The sequence below is a fragment of the Streptococcus pseudopneumoniae ATCC BAA-960 = CCUG 49455 genome, from assembly GCF_002087075.1.
Taxonomy (GTDB): Bacteria; Bacillota; Bacilli; order Lactobacillales; family Streptococcaceae; genus Streptococcus; species Streptococcus pseudopneumoniae.
In genome coordinates this window covers 33474-49581 of sequence record NZ_MWSM01000023.1, presented here as the reverse complement: position 1 = coordinate 49581, position 16108 = coordinate 33474, and the positions used below count along the sequence as shown (strand labels likewise).

Genomic DNA, 16108 nt, shown 5'->3' with positions numbered 1-16108 from the left:
CTAGCTATAAGCTAGTTGAACCATCTAATTTTTAGGAGGGCTGGGTGGCTAACTTCATTATAGAACTTTCAATTATCACATTCGAATTACATTTTATTTTGGAAAACGTTTCCTTTGTTTTCAAATTGTTAAAAAAGTGGTATAATACAGGATAGCTTACTATTATCTGAATCAGCTGATTTGGAGAGAAAGGATTCATTTTGAAATCAATAGGCTTTATTGAAAAGCTGATAGGGTTGTCTAGTAAAGAGCTGATTTTATTGGGAATTATCCTGAGTATCTTTTTGCCCTTTTATCTTTTTGTAGTTGTATTCTGTTTATATATTATCAGTTTGATTTTTACAGGAGACATGAAAAGTATTCTTCAGAAAATGGGGGAGCATCCGATGCTGCTTCTTTTTCTTGGCTATAGTACTGTTATATCCATTCTTGCACAAAATTGGATGGGTCTTGTGGCTTCAGTAGGAATGTTTTTGTTTGCTATTTTATTTTTGCAATATCAGTCGATTTTATCACATAAATTCTTTCGATTAATTTTGCAGCTCGTCTTGTTTGGTAGCGTCTTGTCAGCTGCTTTTGCGAGTTTAGAACATTTCCAAATTGTGAAGAAATTCAACTATGCTTTTCTTTCACCCAATATGCAGGTGTGGCATCAGAATCGTGCAGAAGTGACCTTCTTTAATCCTAATTATTATGGAATTATTTGTTGTTTCTGTATCATGATTGCTTTCTATCTATTTACAACGACCAAGTTGAATTGGTTGAAAGTATTCTGTGTGATTGCAGGCTTTGTTAATCTCTTTGGATTGAACTTTACGCAAAATCGAACTGCTTTTCCTGCTATTATCGCTGGAGCAATCATCTATCTCTTTACGACTATTAAAAACTGGAAGGCCTTTTGGCTTAGTATTGGGGTATTTGCGATTGGCTTGAGCTTCCTCTTTTCCAGTGATTTGGGAGTTCGGATGGGGACTTTAGATTCTTCTATGGAAGAACGAATTTCTATTTGGGATGCTGGGATGGCCTTGTTTAAGCAAAATCCTTTTTGGGGTGAAGGGCCATTGACCTATATGCACTCTTATCCTCGGATACATGCTCCTTATCATGAACATGCCCACAGTCTTTATATTGATACGATTCTGAGTTACGGAATTGTGGGTACCATTTTATTAGTTTTGTCTTCTGTTGCTCCTGTTCGCTTGATGATGGATATGAGTCAGGAGTCGGGGAAACGTCCGATTATCGGTCTTTATCTGTCTTTCCTTACAGTGGTTGCTGTGCATGGAATCTTTGACTTGGCCCTCTTCTGGATTCAGTCAGGTTTCATTTTCTTGCTAGTTATGTGCAGTGTTCCATTGGAGCATCGAACCTTGGTATCGGACATGACGGATTAAGTTTTATAAGATTGAAATCTTCTACCTTGGGTAGGAGATTTTTTATGCGATGGGCATGTTGTGTATCTGAGGTGTAAGTCCTCTGTAGAGATTCACTACCGGTGAATATAGTGAAATGAGATAAGAACAGGATGAATCAATCAGGACAGTCAAATAGATTTCTAACAATGTTTTAGAAGTAGAGGTGTACTATTCTAGTTTCAATCTATTATACAATAGCGCTCCCTCGTCCTTATGCAGGGGCTCCTAGAGGGGAGAAAGTCTATGAAAAGATTAGCGGACGTCGTTTTGAGCGAACTTCAATTGTTGCAGGACAAGTAGACGGAGAGTTTATAGCTCCCATGATTTACAAGAACAGCATGACAAGCGATTTCTTTGGGGAGTGATTCAAAACGCAACTTCTACCTGCTTTGAAGACACCTCGTGTTATTATCATGGACAATGCTAGTTTTGATCCCAAGAACATTTTGGATGAACTCTGCATCCAAGATAAACACTTTTTCTTACCTCTACCGCCTTATTCACCAGATTTGAATCCTATTGAGTAAGCTTGGGCTATCTTGAAAAAAGAAAGTAACAGATTTATTAAGGGAAGTCCCAACTATTTTTGAATGTTTGGAACGCTTTTTTAAAACTAAATGACTATATAACTAGTTTTTCGCAATTTTTGAGACAGAAATGTGATTTTTGTGATAAAGTTCTATCATTACAAGTTCATTTGTGGTAATATGGAATAAATCATTTATGTATCCTTTCAGAAATGTGCTGTTTCTCTGAATATAAATGTCTTTTTCTCTTTAACTTAATTTTACAAATTGCTAAAGTCATTTAAGGACAGATTTTTGAACAGTTGCTAGAAATGTAGAGGTATTGACCATGTATCAAAAGTTACTTAGAAAAATAGCAGAAGAAAAACCAAGTTATAACTAGGAAGAAATCCAGTGGCTACTTGATCATTTGGGAGATCCTTCTCCAGAAATTCGTGATGACCTTGTTTTTACAAGCTTTGCTAGAGGGATTCAGGAAGAGCTATTTACACAGGAACAATTTCATTTCATTGCTGAAGGGATTTCATCTGATGGAGGGTTAGATAAAGATATTGATAAGGTAGGCCTGTCAACCCTTGAACGTTCTTTTAGGGCGCTTATTTATGCAAATCTCTTGTCTGCAGATGCCAACCAGCAATCGATTTTTTATCAGGAATTAAATGCAGGAATTCGTAATGTCCTTTTAAATCAAGGTTTGTATTATCTTTCAAAAGAAAAGGATACAACGGGTTTTTCAAGTCAGTATGGTTGGGTTCATGCTTTTGCACATGGAGCCGATTTACTGACAGAGGTGGTTTGTCATCCCAACTTTCCTAAAAACAGAGTTCATGAAGTATTTGATATACTTGGCCAACTATTTAAAAGAGTTTCGATTCGCTTTACAGATGATGAGGATTGGCGTTTAGCAAGAGTGATCTATGAACCTATTTTACAAGGGAAGTTAGCGCAAGAGCAAGTAGCTTCTTGGATAAAAGCTGTTGACTTTCCGATAGAAGAAAGGGAAGATTTTTATAAATTTTCCAACTTCAGATCCTGTCTGTTGGAAGTCTATGTCCAACTTGACCAGAGAAATAGTTTACAAGATGACTTGAAAGAAGCTATTCAATCTTTTCAATATTAGGTATTGCTAGTAGTTCTATGATTTTCAAAAAATTTCCAATCAATTTTCTTGAAACCCTTTCCTACTTTTGATAGACTAGTATCTAGTTTTTGAAAAAAGGAGAAAGAAAATGAAAAAATTTGTTGCTGAGTTAATCGGTACGTTCATGCTTGTATTCGTCGGGACAGGAGCTGTTGTTTTTGGAAATGGTCTTGATGGCCTAGGTCACCTTGGAATCGCCTTTGCCTTTGGTTTGGCAATCGTGGTGGCAGCCTACTCAATCGGAACTGTTTCAGGTGCTCACTTGAATCCGGCTGTTTCGATTGCTATGTTTGTAAACAAACGTTTGTCATCTTCAGAACTTGTAAACTACATACTTGGACAAGTAGTTGGAGCTTTCTTAGCATCTGCTTCTGTCTTCTTCCTCTTGGCTAACTCAGGTATGTCAACTGCTAGTCTTGGTGAAAATGCCTTGGCAAACGGTGTCACTGTCTTTGGTGGTTTCTTGTTTGAAGTCATCGCAACTTTCTTGTTTGTCTTGGTTATCATGACTGTGACTTCAGCAAGCAAGGGAAATGGCGCGATTGCTGGTTTGGTAATCGGTTTGTCCTTGATGGCGATGATTCTTGTCGGATTGAACATTACTGGGCTTTCAGTAAATCCAGCTCGTAGCTTGGCACCAGCTGTTTTGGTAGGTGGCGCAGCCCTTCAACAAGTTTGGATTTTCATCCTTGCACCAATCGTTGGTGGGGTTCTTGCAGCCCTCGTTGCAAAAAACTTCCTTGGAACAGAAGAATAATTGAAAAACAAAAAGCCTTGCTCCTCATCTAGAGGAACAGGGCTTTTTCGTATGATACTCTTCGAAAATCTCTTCAAACCACGTCAGCTTCCATCTGCAACCTCAAAGCAGTGATTTGAGCAACTTGCGGCTAGCTTCCTAGTTTGATTTTTGATTTTCATTGAGTATGAGTTTAACGATTGTCAATTTTCTCTGGATAAAGGTCGTGTTGGAAGAGGCGTTGTTCTGCCAAGCCTTCATACTTAGTTCCAGGCTTACCGTAGTTGTAGTAGGGGTCGATTGAAATGCCACCGCGCGGAGTGAATTTTCCCCAGACTTCTAAATAGCGAGGGTCTAGCAAGTTGACCAAGTCTTTCCCGATGGTGTTGATACAGTTTTCGTGAAAATCTCCGTGATTTCGGTAGCTAAAGAGGTAGAGTTTGAGGGATTTTGACTCAACACAGAGCTTGTCAGGGATGTAGGAAATATAAATGGTCGCAAAGTCTGGTTGAGCAGTGATCGGGCAAAGTGAGGTAAATTCAGGACAGTTAAATTTGATAAAATAGTCATTTTCCACATGACGATTGTCAAAGGATTCGAGGACTTCTGGTTGATATTCGAAAATGTAGTTGGTTTCTTTGTTGCCTAGTAGGCTTAGGTTTTTCATTTCTTCTTGTTGTGACATGATTTTTTCTTTCTAATCTTAAACACCACGTTGATTATCGTAGAGGAGGGTATGCAGTTGAGGGAGGACGCGGACATTGCCCCAGCTGTCGTCAGCAGCGACACGTTCCCAGAGTTCTTTGAGGCGGTCCAGTTGGTCTTGGACAATATTACCCGTAGCCTTGGGCTCAGGATTTCCTGCTGATAAGAAGAGAACATCTGGTTGGTAGCGTTCTTGAATCCCTTTGGCAAAGGCCAAATCGGCATCATCAAAGACAGGGATTTTAAAGGTGACCCTGTCTGGATCAAGTTGGGAAACGATAAAGTCCAAGGTCTCAAAGTTGACTTCCATCTTGGATGAAGGAGGTTTGGGACTGAGAGTAACCTGGTCGATGTCTTTTAACCAATTTTGCCAGCGAGAGCCTTGAGTTTCAACAGCCAGAGTAACACCACGTTCCTTGAGTTTGGTGACCAATTCGGCCATGTTGGCTGCTAGGATAGCAGGATTTCCCCCAGATAGGGTTACATAGTCGTAGCTCCCCAATTTATCCAAGGCAGCAATGACCTCGTCAGCTGTCATACGAGTTGGCTTTTCAGAGCCATCCCAAGTAAAGGCAGAATCGCACCAGTCGCAGTGGTAGTCGCAACCAGCAGTGCGGACAAACATGGTTTTCTGCCCGATTGCACGGCCTTCGCCTTGAAAGGTTGGGCCAAAAATTTCTAGAACTGGTAGTTTGAGGACACGTTCCCTAGTCATCTAACCACTCCCGTCTAAACTCTGCAAAGGCAGTCGGAGTCTCATAGAGACGAACGTATTCCAAACGGAGACCGCGCTCGTTTGGCAACTCTTGATTCATGGTTTGGAAAATCCAGTAAACCATATTTTCAGCAGTCGTGTTCATATAGGGAAGAGTTTCATTGAGATAGCGATGATCCAAGTGGGGCTCTAAGTAGTTCTTGTAGGTCGCTTTGATGTCTCCGAAATCGTAGGTCATACCACGTTCATCTAAAAATCCACTGACAGCAATCTGCAGATGATAGGTGTGGCCGTGCAGGGATTTGCATTTTCCCTCATAGTGAAAGAGGTGGTGAGCAGCATCAAAGGTAAATTCTTTGGAGACTAGAGTCCGATAAGGATTGTAGACAAGAGACTCCCCAGTTTCCTGTTTGATTTCTTTGGGTGCAAAAAACATTAGGCTTCTCCTTTCTGTGAGAGATAAACATCTAACCCATGTTGACGTAGGTGGCAGGCGGGGCAATCTTCACAGCCGCTCCCGATAATTCCGTTGTAGCAGGTTAAGGTCTTTTCACGAACATAGTCAAAGGCACCGAGTTGGTCGGCTAGCTCCCAAGTTTCAGCCTTGTCTAGCCACATAAGAGGTGTTTGGATAACGAAGTCGTAATCCATGGCAAGGTTGAGGGTAACATTAAGGGATTTGACAAAGACATCTCGACAATCGGGGTAGCCTGAGAAGTCTGTCTCGCAGACACCTGTCACGATATCTTTAATGCCTCGTTGCTTGGCAAGGACTGCCGCAAAGGATAGAAAGAGGTGGTTTCGACCGTCAACGAAGGTATTGGGAACTTCTCCCTCTTTTTGCTCAATCTCCATATCAGAGGTCAGCGCATTTTCAGTGATTTGCCCCAGCAGAGACATATCTAGGATGTGATGACGAATGCCCTGTTCCGTAGCGATTTCTCTGGCAACTTGAATTTCGAGATGGTGGCGTTGGCCATAGGCAAAGGTAACGGCTTCGACCGTTTCATAGTGTTCTTTAGCCCAGAAAAGGCAGGTTGTGGAATCTTGACCGCCACTAAAGACGACCAAGGCTGATTGACGTTTCATAGTACTCCTTCCAAAATGGGAAATGTTCAGAGCACGCAAAAAGCTCCCTTGAGGGAGCTAAAAAATACCAAGTCAAGGTTTTTTTTAGCGATGGCATGTCCCAAACATCGTAATATTCTACTTACAGTCTAGCATATTTTTTGAAAAATGGCAAAGGGCAAGAAAAAAGAGACCAAAGAAAGTACTTGGTCTCTCGTTTGATTAGCTCAATTCAGCAACGATGGCCTTGATTTGTTCTGCTGTGTGAACACCAGCAACTTGTTTGACAACTTGGCCGTCTTTTTTGAAGAGAAGAGTTGGAATAGACATGATTCCAAAAGCACGAGCTGTGTTTGGATTTTCATCAACGTCCATTTTAACGATTTTCAAGACATCTTCTGAAAGTTCTTCAGACAATTTGTCCAAGATTGGACCTTGCATACGACATGGACCACACCAAGTTGCCCAGAAGTCTACTAAGACCAAACCGTCTTTTGTTTCTTGTTCGAATGTTGCATCTGTAATTGCTTTTGCCATTGTATTTCTCCTTTTTTAGTTATATTGGCTTAAATCTTGTTTCTTGAGATAGAAGAAGATATCTCCATAAGTCCCATGGTAGTCCAAATCATGATCCTTATAAGTCAATTTTTGGACAGGGTAGTAGTCTGCGACGCCGATAATGCAAGCTTGTTGCGAACGATCAAAATCTTCATAGGATTCGAAAGTCACAGTTCTTTCGTTCTTACTGGCGTCTAGATAAGTAATTTCAATCATATAAAACTCCTTTGTTTAATCTTGACTTTATTTTACTCCTTGTAAAAGAGAATGTCAATAAAAATGATTGCGCACGCAACTTTTTTCTAAAATCATCTTAAATCAAGAAATCCAAACCTGCTTCCAAGCTTTCTTCGACAGCCTTTTGTAGCGAGGCCAGTGTCTTTTGCCCATCATTTGTCAGGCAGATAAAACTAGAGCGTCTATCTTGATGGCAGCACATGCGACTGAGTAGACCGCAATTTTTAGCTTCCAAGCGAGCCACCATCCTAGAAACTGCGCTCGGGCTCAGATGAAGCTTATCTGGCAGGTCAATCTGGCGTAGAGATTTTTCTTGGGCCAAGTCCAGATAGTAGAGCAGGTAGAACTCTTTCAAGGTCAGACTTTGCTCGCTCTGTTGGGCAATGGTCTCTTCCAGGAGACTTTCAATTTCTTTCTGACGCCGATTGAAGTCAAACCATTTTTCCAAATAGGTCATAGTGTCTCCTTTCTTTTTAGAGTCATAAATAGAAGAAAGTCCATTAACGGGCAGTCTCTGCGTCACAAGATGATTGCGCATGCAATAATTATACTACTTTTCAAGAATGCTGGCAAGTTCTGTTTTTTAGTGGTTTTCTTTTTTACTGTCCATATTTTTGTAAAAATCAACTTTTACTTGGATGAAGGTTTTGGCTTCACGTAGGAGTTGAAGAAGGGTAGCGCGGGTTTCAAATTCTTCTCTTGTCTTGGGCAGACTGCGGTTTCGGAAGACTTCCAGATAGCGTTCGATTTCATCTAGCAAATCAGAAGCAGGATTGGTCTGGCTCAGTTGACCTGCAATTTTTGAAAAGAGTTGAGCCAAAATCAGGCTCTCACTGGCAGCTAGGTGACAGGTATTGATTTGCTGGGCCATATTTCGCAGGATACGACTTTGTAGCTGTCTCATCTCAAAGTAGTGAATATGGTAATCAGTCTGGTGAAAGAGGTGGTCTGAGTGATCCAAATAGACCAGTCTGAGGGCTTCTTCCAAAAGGGTGTCCAATTCTTCCACCAGCTGTGCTCGGTTGCGTCCATCCCCTCTGGATAAATAATATTTGAAGCGCAGGAGGATGTCTTTTAACTTTTCTTCTACCAATGTGTGGTAGTGATGAATTTCCTCTTCTCGTGAAGGCATGTAGAGATTGACCAGTAAAGCAAATCCTGTACCGATAGCAAAGAGAAAGAATTCATTGACTAGAAGGTCTGGAGAGGTTGACTCTTGTACCAAGAGATGGCTAACCAAAACAGTGCTTGGTGTGATGCCAATTTCCCAGCCCATCTTGTAAGCTAGAGGCACATAGAAGGCAAGATAGAGACCAAGGCTCCAGATATGAAATCCGCTCAAGTGAAAAGCTAGAACACCGATAGCCAGAGCTAGGAGCATGGAAAAGAGGCGATTGCGAGCCAGTTTTAAAGTACTTCTACGCGTATCAGATAGGCTCAAGAGAGCGATAATTCCAGCCGAAATTGCTGAGGAAAGATTGAGAAAATAAGCAAGCAGGCAGGCAAGACAGGTAGCTAAGATGAGCTTGGTCGTACGTTGGCTAATAGACATAAGAATTTCCTGATAATACTCAATGAAAATCAAAGAGCAAACTAGGAAGCTAGCCGTAGGCAGTACTTGAGTACGGCAAGGCGAAGCTGACGTAGTTTGAATTTGATTTTCGAAGAGTATAAGTTAGAATAAAAGAGCAAAAGACAAAACCTGAGCAGGCTTGCCTTTATGAGTTATTTTTTACGGGCTGCTGCGTATTCGGCAACGGCAGTAAAGAGGACGTCTGTAGAAGAGTTAAGGGCTGTTTCACATGAGTCTTGGATGACCCCAATCACAAATCCAACCCCAACAACTTGCATGGCAATATCGTTAGAAATACCGAAAAGGCTACAAGCAACTGGGATAAGAAGGAGGGAACCTCCCGCAATACCAGAAGCACCGCAGGCTGAGATAGCTGCTACCACACTGAGGACAAAGGCTGTGGCAAAGTCAACAGGGATTCCAAGAGTGTTTACCGCAGCAAGGGTCAAAACGTTAATGGTAATCGCTGCTCCAGCCATGTTGATAGTAGAGCCAAGTGGGATAGAAACAGAATAGGTATCTGGGTTGAGTCCAAGGTCATGGCAGAGTTTCATGTTGACAGGAATGTTAGCCGCAGAACTACGAGTGAAGAAGGCTGTCACACCGCTGACACGGAGGCAGTTCCAAACTAGAGGGTAAGGGTTGCGTCTCATAAAGAAGAAGGCAATCAAAGGGTTGACCACAAGGGCAACAAAAAGCATAGTCGTTACTAATAGAACCAATAAAATACCGTAGTTGGCAAGGCTTCCGATTCCCTTGTCAGAAATGGTTTTAAAAACAAGACCAAGGATTCCAAATGGAGCCAGATTGATGATCCATTCGACAATTTTAGAAGTCACGTCAGCGATAGTTTTTAGTAATTCTTTACTATTTTTGCTGGCCTCTCTCATAGCAATTCCAAAAATGACTGCCCAAGATAAGATTCCAATATAGTTAGCAGTAAGCAGGGCGTTGACTGGATTGTCAACCAGTTTGAGCAAGAGGTTGCTGAGGACCTGTCCAATCCCATCTGGTGGAGCAATATCGGTATTAGCACTATTTAGGGTGATTTCAATAGGGACGATGAAACTTGCTAGTACAGCTACAAGAGCAGCGGCAAAAGTTCCTAGGATATACAAGAAAACAACAGTTTTCATATTGCTATCTTGTCCCTTTTGATGTTGGGAAAGGGCATTAGCAACGAGAGCAAAGACTAGGATAGGAGCAACAGCTTTTAGACCTCCAACGAATAAATCCCCGAGTAGCCCAATTCCTGAGAGATTAGGAAGGGTCAGTCCTAGAATTCCCCCACAAAGCATACCAATCAAGATACGCTTGACAAGGCTTGCCTTGTTCCAAGCATGAATGATTCTTTTCATAATAATCTCCTTTCTGTGTAGTGATTATGATTATAGTATAAACGATAGACAAAATCAAGAATTTTCTGTCTATTTTTTGAATATTTATGGATAATGAGACTGATGAAAATATGGTATAATGAAATAAAGGAGTTTTATATGCAAAAATTTATTCAAGCTTATATTGAAAAGCTAGATGTGACAACCATTATCGAAAATATTCTAACCAAGGTCATTTCTCTTTTACTGCTTTTGATTGTATTTTATATTGCTAAAAAAATGCTTCATACCATGGTGCAGAGAATTGCCAAACCTTCTCTAAAGATGTCTCATCATGATGTCGGGCGCCAGAAAACCATCTCACGTTTGTTAGAAAATGTGTTTAATTATACGTCATATTTCTTTTTACTCTACTGTATTTTATCGATTTTAGGCTTACCTGTATCTAGCTTGCTGGCTGGTGCTGGAATCGCTGGGGTGGCGATTGGGATGGGAGCCCAAGGTTTTCTGTCTGATGTCATCAATGGCTTTTTCATCCTTTTTGAACGTCAACTGGATGTGGGAGATGAGGTTGTTCTGACCAATGGCCCCATTACTGTATCGGGCAAGGTCGTCAGCGTGGGAATTCGTACGACCCAGCTTCGTAGCGAGGAGCAAGCTCTTCACTTTGTTCCGAACCGAAATATCACGGTTGTTAGCAATTTCTCACGCACGGACTAGACCTGTTATTTTAAGTAATTTGTGGTACAATAGAGGGAGTTTAATAAAGGAGAAAAGATGGTTTTAGAAAAGCAGTTGGGCAATGGTTGTACCTGGATAGACCTAGACCTCGGAAAGTTGAATAAACTAGAAGACCTTTCTGAAATCTACGGCTTGGACAAGGAAACCATTGAGTACGCACTGGATAGGAATGAGCGTGCCCACATGGACTACCACCGTGAAAGTGGGACGGTTACCTTTATCTATAATGTCCTAGATGTGAAAAAGGACAAGGCCTACTATGAGACTTTTCCCATGACCTTTATCGTGGAGCATCGTCGCCTGATTACCATTAGTAATACCAAGAACGCCTATGTCATTGAACAAATGACCCGTTATCTGGAGAGTCATGACACGCTTTCGATCTACAAGTTTCTTTTTGCCAGTCTGGAAATCATCAGCAATGCCTACTACCCTGTCATCGAGCAGATGGATAAGAGTAAGGACGAGGTCAATGGTCTCTTGCGTCAGCGGACAACTAAGAAAAATCTTTTTGCCCTTTCCGACTTGGAGACGGGTATGGTTTATCTTACTGCGGCTGCTAAACAAAATCGGATTTTGTTGGAGCATATTCAAGGTCATGCCTTGTATCGTAGTTTTGATGAGATTGAGAGAGAACAGTTTGATGATGCCATGATTGAGGCTCATCAGCTGGTATCCATGACAGACCTAATCTCTCAGATTTTACAGCAACTTTCAGCCTCTTACAACAATATTCTAAACAATAATCTGAATGATAATTTGACAACCTTGACTATCATTTCAGTCTTGCTAGCTGTTTTGGCAGTCGTGACAGGCTTTTTCGGAATGAATGTTCCCCTACCTCTAACAGATGAGCCCCATGCTTGGCTCTACATCAGTATAGCTAGTGCAGGGTTATGGATTGTTTTATCCTTGTTACTAAGGAAAATTGCGAAAAAAAGTTAAGAAAAGGAGCCAGAATGGCGATTGAAAACTACATGCCAGATTTTGCTGTGGAAGCAGTCTATGATCTGACAGTCCCAAGCCTGCAGGCGCAGGGAATCAAGGCTGTTTTGGTAGATTTGGACAATACCCTCATTGCTTGGAATAATCCTGACGGGACACCAGAGATGAAGCAATGGCTACATGACCTTCGGGACGCGGGCATTCGCATTATCGTAGTGTCAAATAACACCAAAAAACGCGTCCAACGAGCAGTTGAGAAGTTTGAGATTGACTACGTTTATTGGGCTCTAAAGCCCTTCACATTTGGGATTGACCGTGCCATGAAGGAATTTCACTATGAGAAAAGCGAAGTGGTCATGGTTGGCGACCAGCTCATGACAGATATACGAGCAGCCCACCGTGCAGGCATTCGGTCAATTTTAGTCAAACCCTTGGTCCAACATGACTCGATTAAAACGCAGATTAACCGAGCTCGCGAGCGTCGTGTTATGCGAAAAATCACTGAAATGTACGGACCGATTACATATAAAAAAGGAATTTAACTATGGAAGAAATTCTCTGTATTGGTTGTGGAGCAACCATTCAGACGACAGATAAGGCTGGTCTGGGTTTTACCCCTCAGTCGGCACTTGAAAAAGGATTGGAGACTGGCGAAATCTATTGCCAACGCTGTTTCCGTCTCCGCCACTACAATGAAATCACGGATGTTCAATTGACAGACGATGATTTCCTAAAACTCTTGCACGAGGTAGGAGACAGTGATGCCCTGGTGGTTAATGTCGTTGATATCTTTGACTTTAATGGCTCTGTCATCCCAGGCTTGCCACGTTTTGTCTCGGGCAATGATGTCCTCCTGGTTGGAAATAAAAAAGATATCTTGCCCAAGTCTGTTAAACCAGGCAAGATTAGCCAGTGGCTCATGGAACGTGCCCACGAAGAAGGTCTCCGTCCAGTTGATGTCGTCCTAACTTCAGCCCAAAACAAGCATGCCATTAAGGAAGTCATTGACAAGATTGAACACTACCGTAAGGGCCGTGATGTCTATGTCGTTGGGGTAACTAACGTTGGAAAATCAACCCTAATCAATGCTATTATCCAAGAAATCACGGGTGACCAGAATGTCATTACGACTTCGCGCTTCCCAGGAACAACCTTGGACAAGATCGAGATTCCGCTTGACGACGGATCTTATATCTACGATACGCCGGGGATTATCCACCGTCACCAGATGGCTCACTATTTGACGGCTAAAAACCTCAAGTATGTTAGTCCTAAAAAGGAAATCAAGCCTAAAACCTATCAGCTCAATCCTGAACAAACCCTGTTTTTAGGTGGTCTCGGACGCTTTGATTTCATTGCGGGTGAAAAGCAAGGATTCACAGCCTTCTTTGACAATGAATTGAAACTCCACCGTACTAAGCTTGAAGGTGCTAGTGCCTTTTACGACAAGCATCTTGGAACCCTTTTAACCCCACCAAATAGCAAGGAAAAAGAAGATTTTCCAAAATTGGTCCAACATGTCTTTAATATCAAGGACAAAACTGACCTAGTCATCTCAGGACTCGGCTGGATCCGCGTAACAGGCACTGCCAAAGTCGCCGTCTGGGCACCAGAAGGCGTCGCAGTCGTCATACGAAAAGCAATTATTTAAACACAGAAAGGAAAGGGTTGTCTTTATTAAGGCGAGCGTTGCGAGCCCGTAGAGAATACTTTTCGCCGTGGTGTCAGTTGGTACAAGTGATTGTACCAACTGCGGGAAATTTGAGACCATAGGCTCAAATTTTAGTCATGAAAGCCCGAAGGACTTTGCTAACGTCCGCCACCACTTTAGAAAAGTATAAAAAGAAACTCTTTTAAGAAATTATGTCATTAACATCAAAACAACGTGCCTTCCTCAACAGTCAGGCACACACCCTCAAACCCATCATCCAAATTGGAAAAAATGGTCTCAACGACCAAATCAAAACCAGCGTTCGTCAAGCACTTGATGCACGCGAATTGATTAAAGTAACGCTCTTGCAAAATACAGATGAAAATATCCACGAAGTAGCTGAAATTTTGGAAGAAGAAATCGGTGTGGATACAGTCCAAAAAATCGGACGCATCTTGATTTTGTTTAAACAATCTAGCAAGAAAGAAAATCGCAAGATTTCTAAGAAAGTCAAAGAAATCTAAGACCGAAACTCCAAATAACTGTTTTTATAGAGAAATAAAGGGGACTAGCCTATGACAATCGAACTATTGACTCCCTTTACCAAGGTAGAGTTGGAGCCAGAAATCAAGGAGAAAAAACGCAAACAAGTTGGGATTTTAGGGGGGAATTTTAACCCTGTTCACAATGCCCATCTCATTGTTGCGGATCAAGTACGGCAACAGTTGGGACTGGATCAAGTTCTTCTCATGCCTGAATACCAACCTCCTCACGTTGATAAAAAGGAAACCATCCCTGAACACCATCGTCTCAAGATGCTTGAGTTGGCAATTGAGGGAATTGACGGCCTAGTCATTGAAACCATTGAGTTGGAGCGCAAGGGTATTTCCTACACCTACGACACCATGAAGATTTTGACAGAGAAGAATCCAGATACGGATTATTACTTTATCATCGGTGCCGACATGGTTGACTATCTGCCTAAGTGGTACCGAATTGATGAACTGGTTGACATGGTTCAGTTTGTGGGGGTTCAGCGTCCACGCTACAAGGTAGGGACTTCCTATCCAGTTATCTGGGTGGACGTACCGCTCATGGATATCTCGTCCAGCATGGTGCGGGACTTCCTTGCCCAAGGTCGGAAACCCAACTTTCTCCTACCTCAGCCAGTGCTAGACTACATCGAGAAGGAGGGGCTCTACTGATGTCCTATCAAGACTATATCAACTGCTCCCGTGAGGCCTTGTTGGAAAAAATGGTAGAGTTTCTACCTGAAAAACGCTTAACCCATTGCTTGGGTGTGGAGCGTGCCGCTATGGAATTAGCTCAGCGCTTTGGTGTAGATGTTGAGAAAGCAAGTCTAGCAGGTCTTCTTCATGACTATGCTAAAAAGTTGTCAGATCAGGAATTTCTAGCCTTGATTGACCGTTACCAGCTAGACCCTGACCTCAAAAACTGGGGCAATAATGTCTGGCATGGTATGGTCGGAATTTACAAAATTCAGGAAGATTTGGATTTGCATGATTCTGAAATTCTGCGAGCCATTGAAATTCATACAGTCGGAGCTGGTCAAATGACAGACCTAGATAAGGTCATCTACGTCGCAGACTATATCGAGCACAATCGAGCCTTTCCTGGAGTAGATGTGGCGCGTGAGATTGCAAGTCTATCGCTCAATAAGGCGGTGGCCTACGAAACAGCTCGTACCGTGGAGTATCTAGCTCATCAGGGATTCCCCATCTATCCCCAAACCCTTGAAACCTATAACGCCTTTGTGCACTATTTGAAAGAGGACTAAATGAAGACGGCTTTTATAATCATTGATGTTCAGAATGTTTTAGTAGAAACTGGGTTCCAGACAAAAAGTCTATTGGAAAAAATTTCTTATTTACAAAACCAGGCTAGAAGCAAGAATATTGAAATTATCTATGTTCAACATATTGAGAACTCTGAAGCTCAAACATCAGAAGATTGGCAGTTATCTGCGCTTTTAAATCGAAAACCTGCTGAAAAGGTCTTTCAGAAGAAATATAACAGTATTTTCAAAGAAACTGGCTTAAAAAAATACTTGGATAAGCAGGGGATTGAAAAATTAGTTTTATGTGGTATGCAGACAGAATATTGTGTGGATACCTCTGTCAAGGTTGCCTTTGAATATGGCTATCAGCTTATTGTTCCAGAAGGTGCTGTCACAACCTTTGATGGGGATGACATTCCAGCAGAAACGATTAATGAATTTTATGAGGACATTTGGGAGGAGCGCTTTGCAGATGTTCTAGATTACAAACATATTTTCTAAAAAGAGGATTAAATGAACGAAAAAGAATTACTAGAACTAGTCGTGAAAGCGGCTGATGAGAAACGTGCGGAGGATATCCTCGCACTTGATGTACAAGATTTGACTAGTGTGACGGACTACTTTGTCATCACTAGCTCAATGAATAGCCGTCAGTTGGACGCTATCGCAGCTAATATCCGTGAAAAAGTAGCTCAAGCAGGCTTTAAAGGTAGCCATGTCGAAGGCGATGCAGCTGGAGGCTGGGTCTTACTGGACATCGGTGCTGTTGTCGTGCATATCTTTTCAGAAGAAATGCGTGCCCATTATAATCTAGAGAAGCTATGGCATGAGGCGAATTCAGTAGATATTTCAGAAGCTCTTGCTTAGAAGATGAACTCAGTTGTAGTCAACTGGGTTTCTTTGCTTATTTTAGAAAAATTGATAGAAAGGTAAAGGGCTAGTGGTGTTTACCATGGAGCTC

Annotated in this window: 21 protein-coding genes and 1 pseudogene; 13 read left to right on the top strand and 9 right to left on the bottom strand. The window is 41.8% G+C overall.

Translation table 11 applies throughout. The annotated features are described in order from the left end of the window. Positions 1-200: 200 nt before the first annotated feature. From B4W83_RS06380 to B4W83_RS06365, 4 genes and pseudogenes are all read left to right on the top strand, one after another. Positions 201-1394 (top strand): O-antigen ligase family protein, encoded by a 1194-nt coding sequence (locus tag B4W83_RS06380; protein ID WP_007284833.1) that lies wholly within the window; start codon positions 201-203, stop codon positions 1392-1394. 221 nt (positions 1395-1615) lie between these two features. After that, positions 1616-2036, top strand: a pseudogene (locus tag B4W83_RS13385) (transposase); the annotation flags it as partial. Between the two features lie 294 nt (positions 2037-2330). After that, the gene (locus tag B4W83_RS06370; protein ID WP_246863835.1) at positions 2331-3062 is read left to right on the top strand and encodes a DUF2785 domain-containing protein; all 732 of its coding nucleotides are present in this window, start codon (positions 2331-2333) and stop codon (positions 3060-3062) included. Between the two features lie 109 nt (positions 3063-3171). After that, positions 3172-3840: an MIP/aquaporin family protein gene (locus B4W83_RS06365; RefSeq protein ID WP_000714853.1), complete on the top strand. Its 669-nt coding sequence runs from the start codon at positions 3172-3174 to the stop codon at positions 3838-3840. Between the two features lie 172 nt (positions 3841-4012). On the opposite strand, the gene queF is transcribed toward B4W83_RS06365, so the two are convergent. The 9 genes from queF to sstT form a co-directional block, all read right to left on the bottom strand. Beyond that, positions 4013-4504 (bottom strand): preQ(1) synthase, encoded by a 492-nt coding sequence (gene queF, locus B4W83_RS06355; protein WP_000082587.1) that lies wholly within the window; start codon positions 4502-4504, stop codon positions 4013-4015. Positions 4505-4522: 18 nt separating this feature from the next. After that, positions 4523-5239 carry a 7-carboxy-7-deazaguanine synthase QueE gene (gene queE / locus B4W83_RS06350; protein WP_000196466.1) on the bottom strand — a complete coding sequence of 239 codons (717 nt, stop codon included), beginning with the start codon at positions 5237-5239 and terminating at the stop codon, positions 4523-4525. Next, positions 5232-5675 (bottom strand): 6-carboxytetrahydropterin synthase QueD, encoded by a 444-nt coding sequence (queD, locus tag B4W83_RS06345; RefSeq protein ID WP_000464585.1) that lies wholly within the window; start codon positions 5673-5675, stop codon positions 5232-5234. The genes queE and queD overlap by 8 nt, the downstream gene beginning before the upstream one ends. Next, on the bottom strand, positions 5675-6328 hold the full coding sequence (gene queC / locus B4W83_RS06340) for a 7-cyano-7-deazaguanine synthase QueC (RefSeq protein WP_000828776.1): 654 nt from the start codon (positions 6326-6328) through the stop codon (positions 5675-5677). Before queC ends, queD begins: the two co-directional genes overlap by 1 nt. 201 nt (positions 6329-6529) lie before the next feature. Next, the gene (gene trxA, locus B4W83_RS06335) at positions 6530-6844 is read right to left on the bottom strand and encodes a thioredoxin (protein ID WP_001029581.1); all 315 of its coding nucleotides are present in this window, start codon (positions 6842-6844) and stop codon (positions 6530-6532) included. Positions 6845-6859: 15 nt separating this feature from the next. Next, entirely contained in the window at positions 6860-7081 is a 222-nt protein-coding gene (locus B4W83_RS06330) for a DUF4649 family protein (RefSeq protein WP_000570252.1), read from the bottom strand. A gap of 97 nt (positions 7082-7178) precedes the next feature. Next, positions 7179-7559: a MarR family transcriptional regulator gene (locus tag B4W83_RS06325; protein ID WP_000221629.1), complete on the bottom strand. Its 381-nt coding sequence runs from the start codon at positions 7557-7559 to the stop codon at positions 7179-7181. A 126-nt stretch (positions 7560-7685) separates the two neighbouring features. Further along, complete coding sequence (locus B4W83_RS06320) at positions 7686-8654, bottom strand: aromatic acid exporter family protein (protein WP_000028167.1); 969 nt, start codon at positions 8652-8654, stop codon at positions 7686-7688. 173 nt (positions 8655-8827) lie between these two features. Continuing rightward, entirely contained in the window at positions 8828-10033 is a 1206-nt protein-coding gene (gene sstT / locus B4W83_RS06315) for a serine/threonine transporter SstT (protein WP_000821228.1), read from the bottom strand. A 138-nt stretch (positions 10034-10171) separates the two neighbouring features. Between sstT and B4W83_RS06310 the strand changes: the two genes are divergently transcribed. From B4W83_RS06310 to rsfS, 9 genes are all read left to right on the top strand, one after another. Continuing rightward, a complete protein-coding gene (locus tag B4W83_RS06310) occupies positions 10172-10732 on the top strand; it encodes a mechanosensitive ion channel family protein (protein ID WP_001168882.1) in 561 nt (186 codons plus the stop codon). Between the two features lie 57 nt (positions 10733-10789). After that, positions 10790-11698, top strand: coding sequence for a magnesium transporter CorA family protein (locus B4W83_RS06305; RefSeq protein WP_000242250.1), 909 nt, complete (start codon positions 10790-10792; stop codon positions 11696-11698). Positions 11699-11712: 14 nt separating this feature from the next. After that, positions 11713-12240: a YqeG family HAD IIIA-type phosphatase gene (locus B4W83_RS06300; protein ID WP_000963739.1), complete on the top strand. Its 528-nt coding sequence runs from the start codon at positions 11713-11715 to the stop codon at positions 12238-12240. A 2-nt stretch (positions 12241-12242) separates the two neighbouring features. After that, on the top strand, positions 12243-13349 hold the full coding sequence (yqeH, locus tag B4W83_RS06295) for a ribosome biogenesis GTPase YqeH (RefSeq protein WP_000391176.1): 1107 nt from the start codon (positions 12243-12245) through the stop codon (positions 13347-13349). Positions 13350-13561: 212 nt separating this feature from the next. Next, the gene (gene yhbY / locus B4W83_RS06290) at positions 13562-13873 is read left to right on the top strand and encodes a ribosome assembly RNA-binding protein YhbY (RefSeq protein WP_000060169.1); all 312 of its coding nucleotides are present in this window, start codon (positions 13562-13564) and stop codon (positions 13871-13873) included. Positions 13874-13924: 51 nt separating this feature from the next. Then, the gene (locus B4W83_RS06285) at positions 13925-14554 is read left to right on the top strand and encodes a nicotinate-nucleotide adenylyltransferase (protein WP_000151313.1); all 630 of its coding nucleotides are present in this window, start codon (positions 13925-13927) and stop codon (positions 14552-14554) included. Further along, a complete protein-coding gene (gene yqeK / locus B4W83_RS06280; protein WP_000121671.1) occupies positions 14554-15147 on the top strand; it encodes a bis(5'-nucleosyl)-tetraphosphatase (symmetrical) YqeK in 594 nt (197 codons plus the stop codon). Before B4W83_RS06285 ends, yqeK begins: the two co-directional genes overlap by 1 nt. Then, a complete protein-coding gene (locus B4W83_RS06275) occupies positions 15148-15648 on the top strand; it encodes a cysteine hydrolase family protein (RefSeq protein ID WP_000844709.1) in 501 nt (166 codons plus the stop codon). A gap of 12 nt (positions 15649-15660) precedes the next feature. Further along, positions 15661-16014, top strand: a complete 354-nt coding sequence (gene rsfS, locus B4W83_RS06270) for a ribosome silencing factor (protein WP_001002999.1) — start codon at positions 15661-15663, stop codon at positions 16012-16014. Positions 16015-16108: the final 94 nt, after the last annotated feature.

Coding starts and splice junctions, on each gene's coding strand:
- B4W83_RS06365 (WP_000714853.1), top strand. CDS start 3,172: ATGAAAAAATTTGTTGCTGAGTTAATCGGTACGTTCATGCTTGTATTC.
- queF (WP_000082587.1), bottom strand. CDS start 4,504: ATGTCACAACAAGAAGAAATGAAAAACCTAAGCCTACTAGGCAACAAA.
- queE (WP_000196466.1), bottom strand. CDS start 5,239: ATGACTAGGGAACGTGTCCTCAAACTACCAGTTCTAGAAATTTTTGGC.
- queD (WP_000464585.1), bottom strand. CDS start 5,675: ATGTTTTTTGCACCCAAAGAAATCAAACAGGAAACTGGGGAGTCTCTT.
- queC (WP_000828776.1), bottom strand. CDS start 6,328: ATGAAACGTCAATCAGCCTTGGTCGTCTTTAGTGGCGGTCAAGATTCC.
- trxA (WP_001029581.1), bottom strand. CDS start 6,844: ATGGCAAAAGCAATTACAGATGCAACATTCGAACAAGAAACAAAAGAC.
- B4W83_RS06330 (WP_000570252.1), bottom strand. CDS start 7,081: ATGATTGAAATTACTTATCTAGACGCCAGTAAGAACGAAAGAACTGTG.
- B4W83_RS06325 (WP_000221629.1), bottom strand. CDS start 7,559: ATGACCTATTTGGAAAAATGGTTTGACTTCAATCGGCGTCAGAAAGAA.
- B4W83_RS06320 (WP_000028167.1), bottom strand. CDS start 8,654: ATGTCTATTAGCCAACGTACGACCAAGCTCATCTTAGCTACCTGTCTT.
- sstT (WP_000821228.1), bottom strand. CDS start 10,033: ATGAAAAGAATCATTCATGCTTGGAACAAGGCAAGCCTTGTCAAGCGT.
- B4W83_RS06310 (WP_001168882.1), top strand. CDS start 10,172: ATGCAAAAATTTATTCAAGCTTATATTGAAAAGCTAGATGTGACAACC.
- B4W83_RS06305 (WP_000242250.1), top strand. CDS start 10,790: ATGGTTTTAGAAAAGCAGTTGGGCAATGGTTGTACCTGGATAGACCTA.
- B4W83_RS06300 (WP_000963739.1), top strand. CDS start 11,713: ATGGCGATTGAAAACTACATGCCAGATTTTGCTGTGGAAGCAGTCTAT.
- yqeH (WP_000391176.1), top strand. CDS start 12,243: ATGGAAGAAATTCTCTGTATTGGTTGTGGAGCAACCATTCAGACGACA.
- yhbY (WP_000060169.1), top strand. CDS start 13,562: ATGTCATTAACATCAAAACAACGTGCCTTCCTCAACAGTCAGGCACAC.
- B4W83_RS06285 (WP_000151313.1), top strand. CDS start 13,925: ATGACAATCGAACTATTGACTCCCTTTACCAAGGTAGAGTTGGAGCCA.
- yqeK (WP_000121671.1), top strand. CDS start 14,554: ATGTCCTATCAAGACTATATCAACTGCTCCCGTGAGGCCTTGTTGGAA.
- B4W83_RS06275 (WP_000844709.1), top strand. CDS start 15,148: ATGAAGACGGCTTTTATAATCATTGATGTTCAGAATGTTTTAGTAGAA.
- rsfS (WP_001002999.1), top strand. CDS start 15,661: ATGAACGAAAAAGAATTACTAGAACTAGTCGTGAAAGCGGCTGATGAG.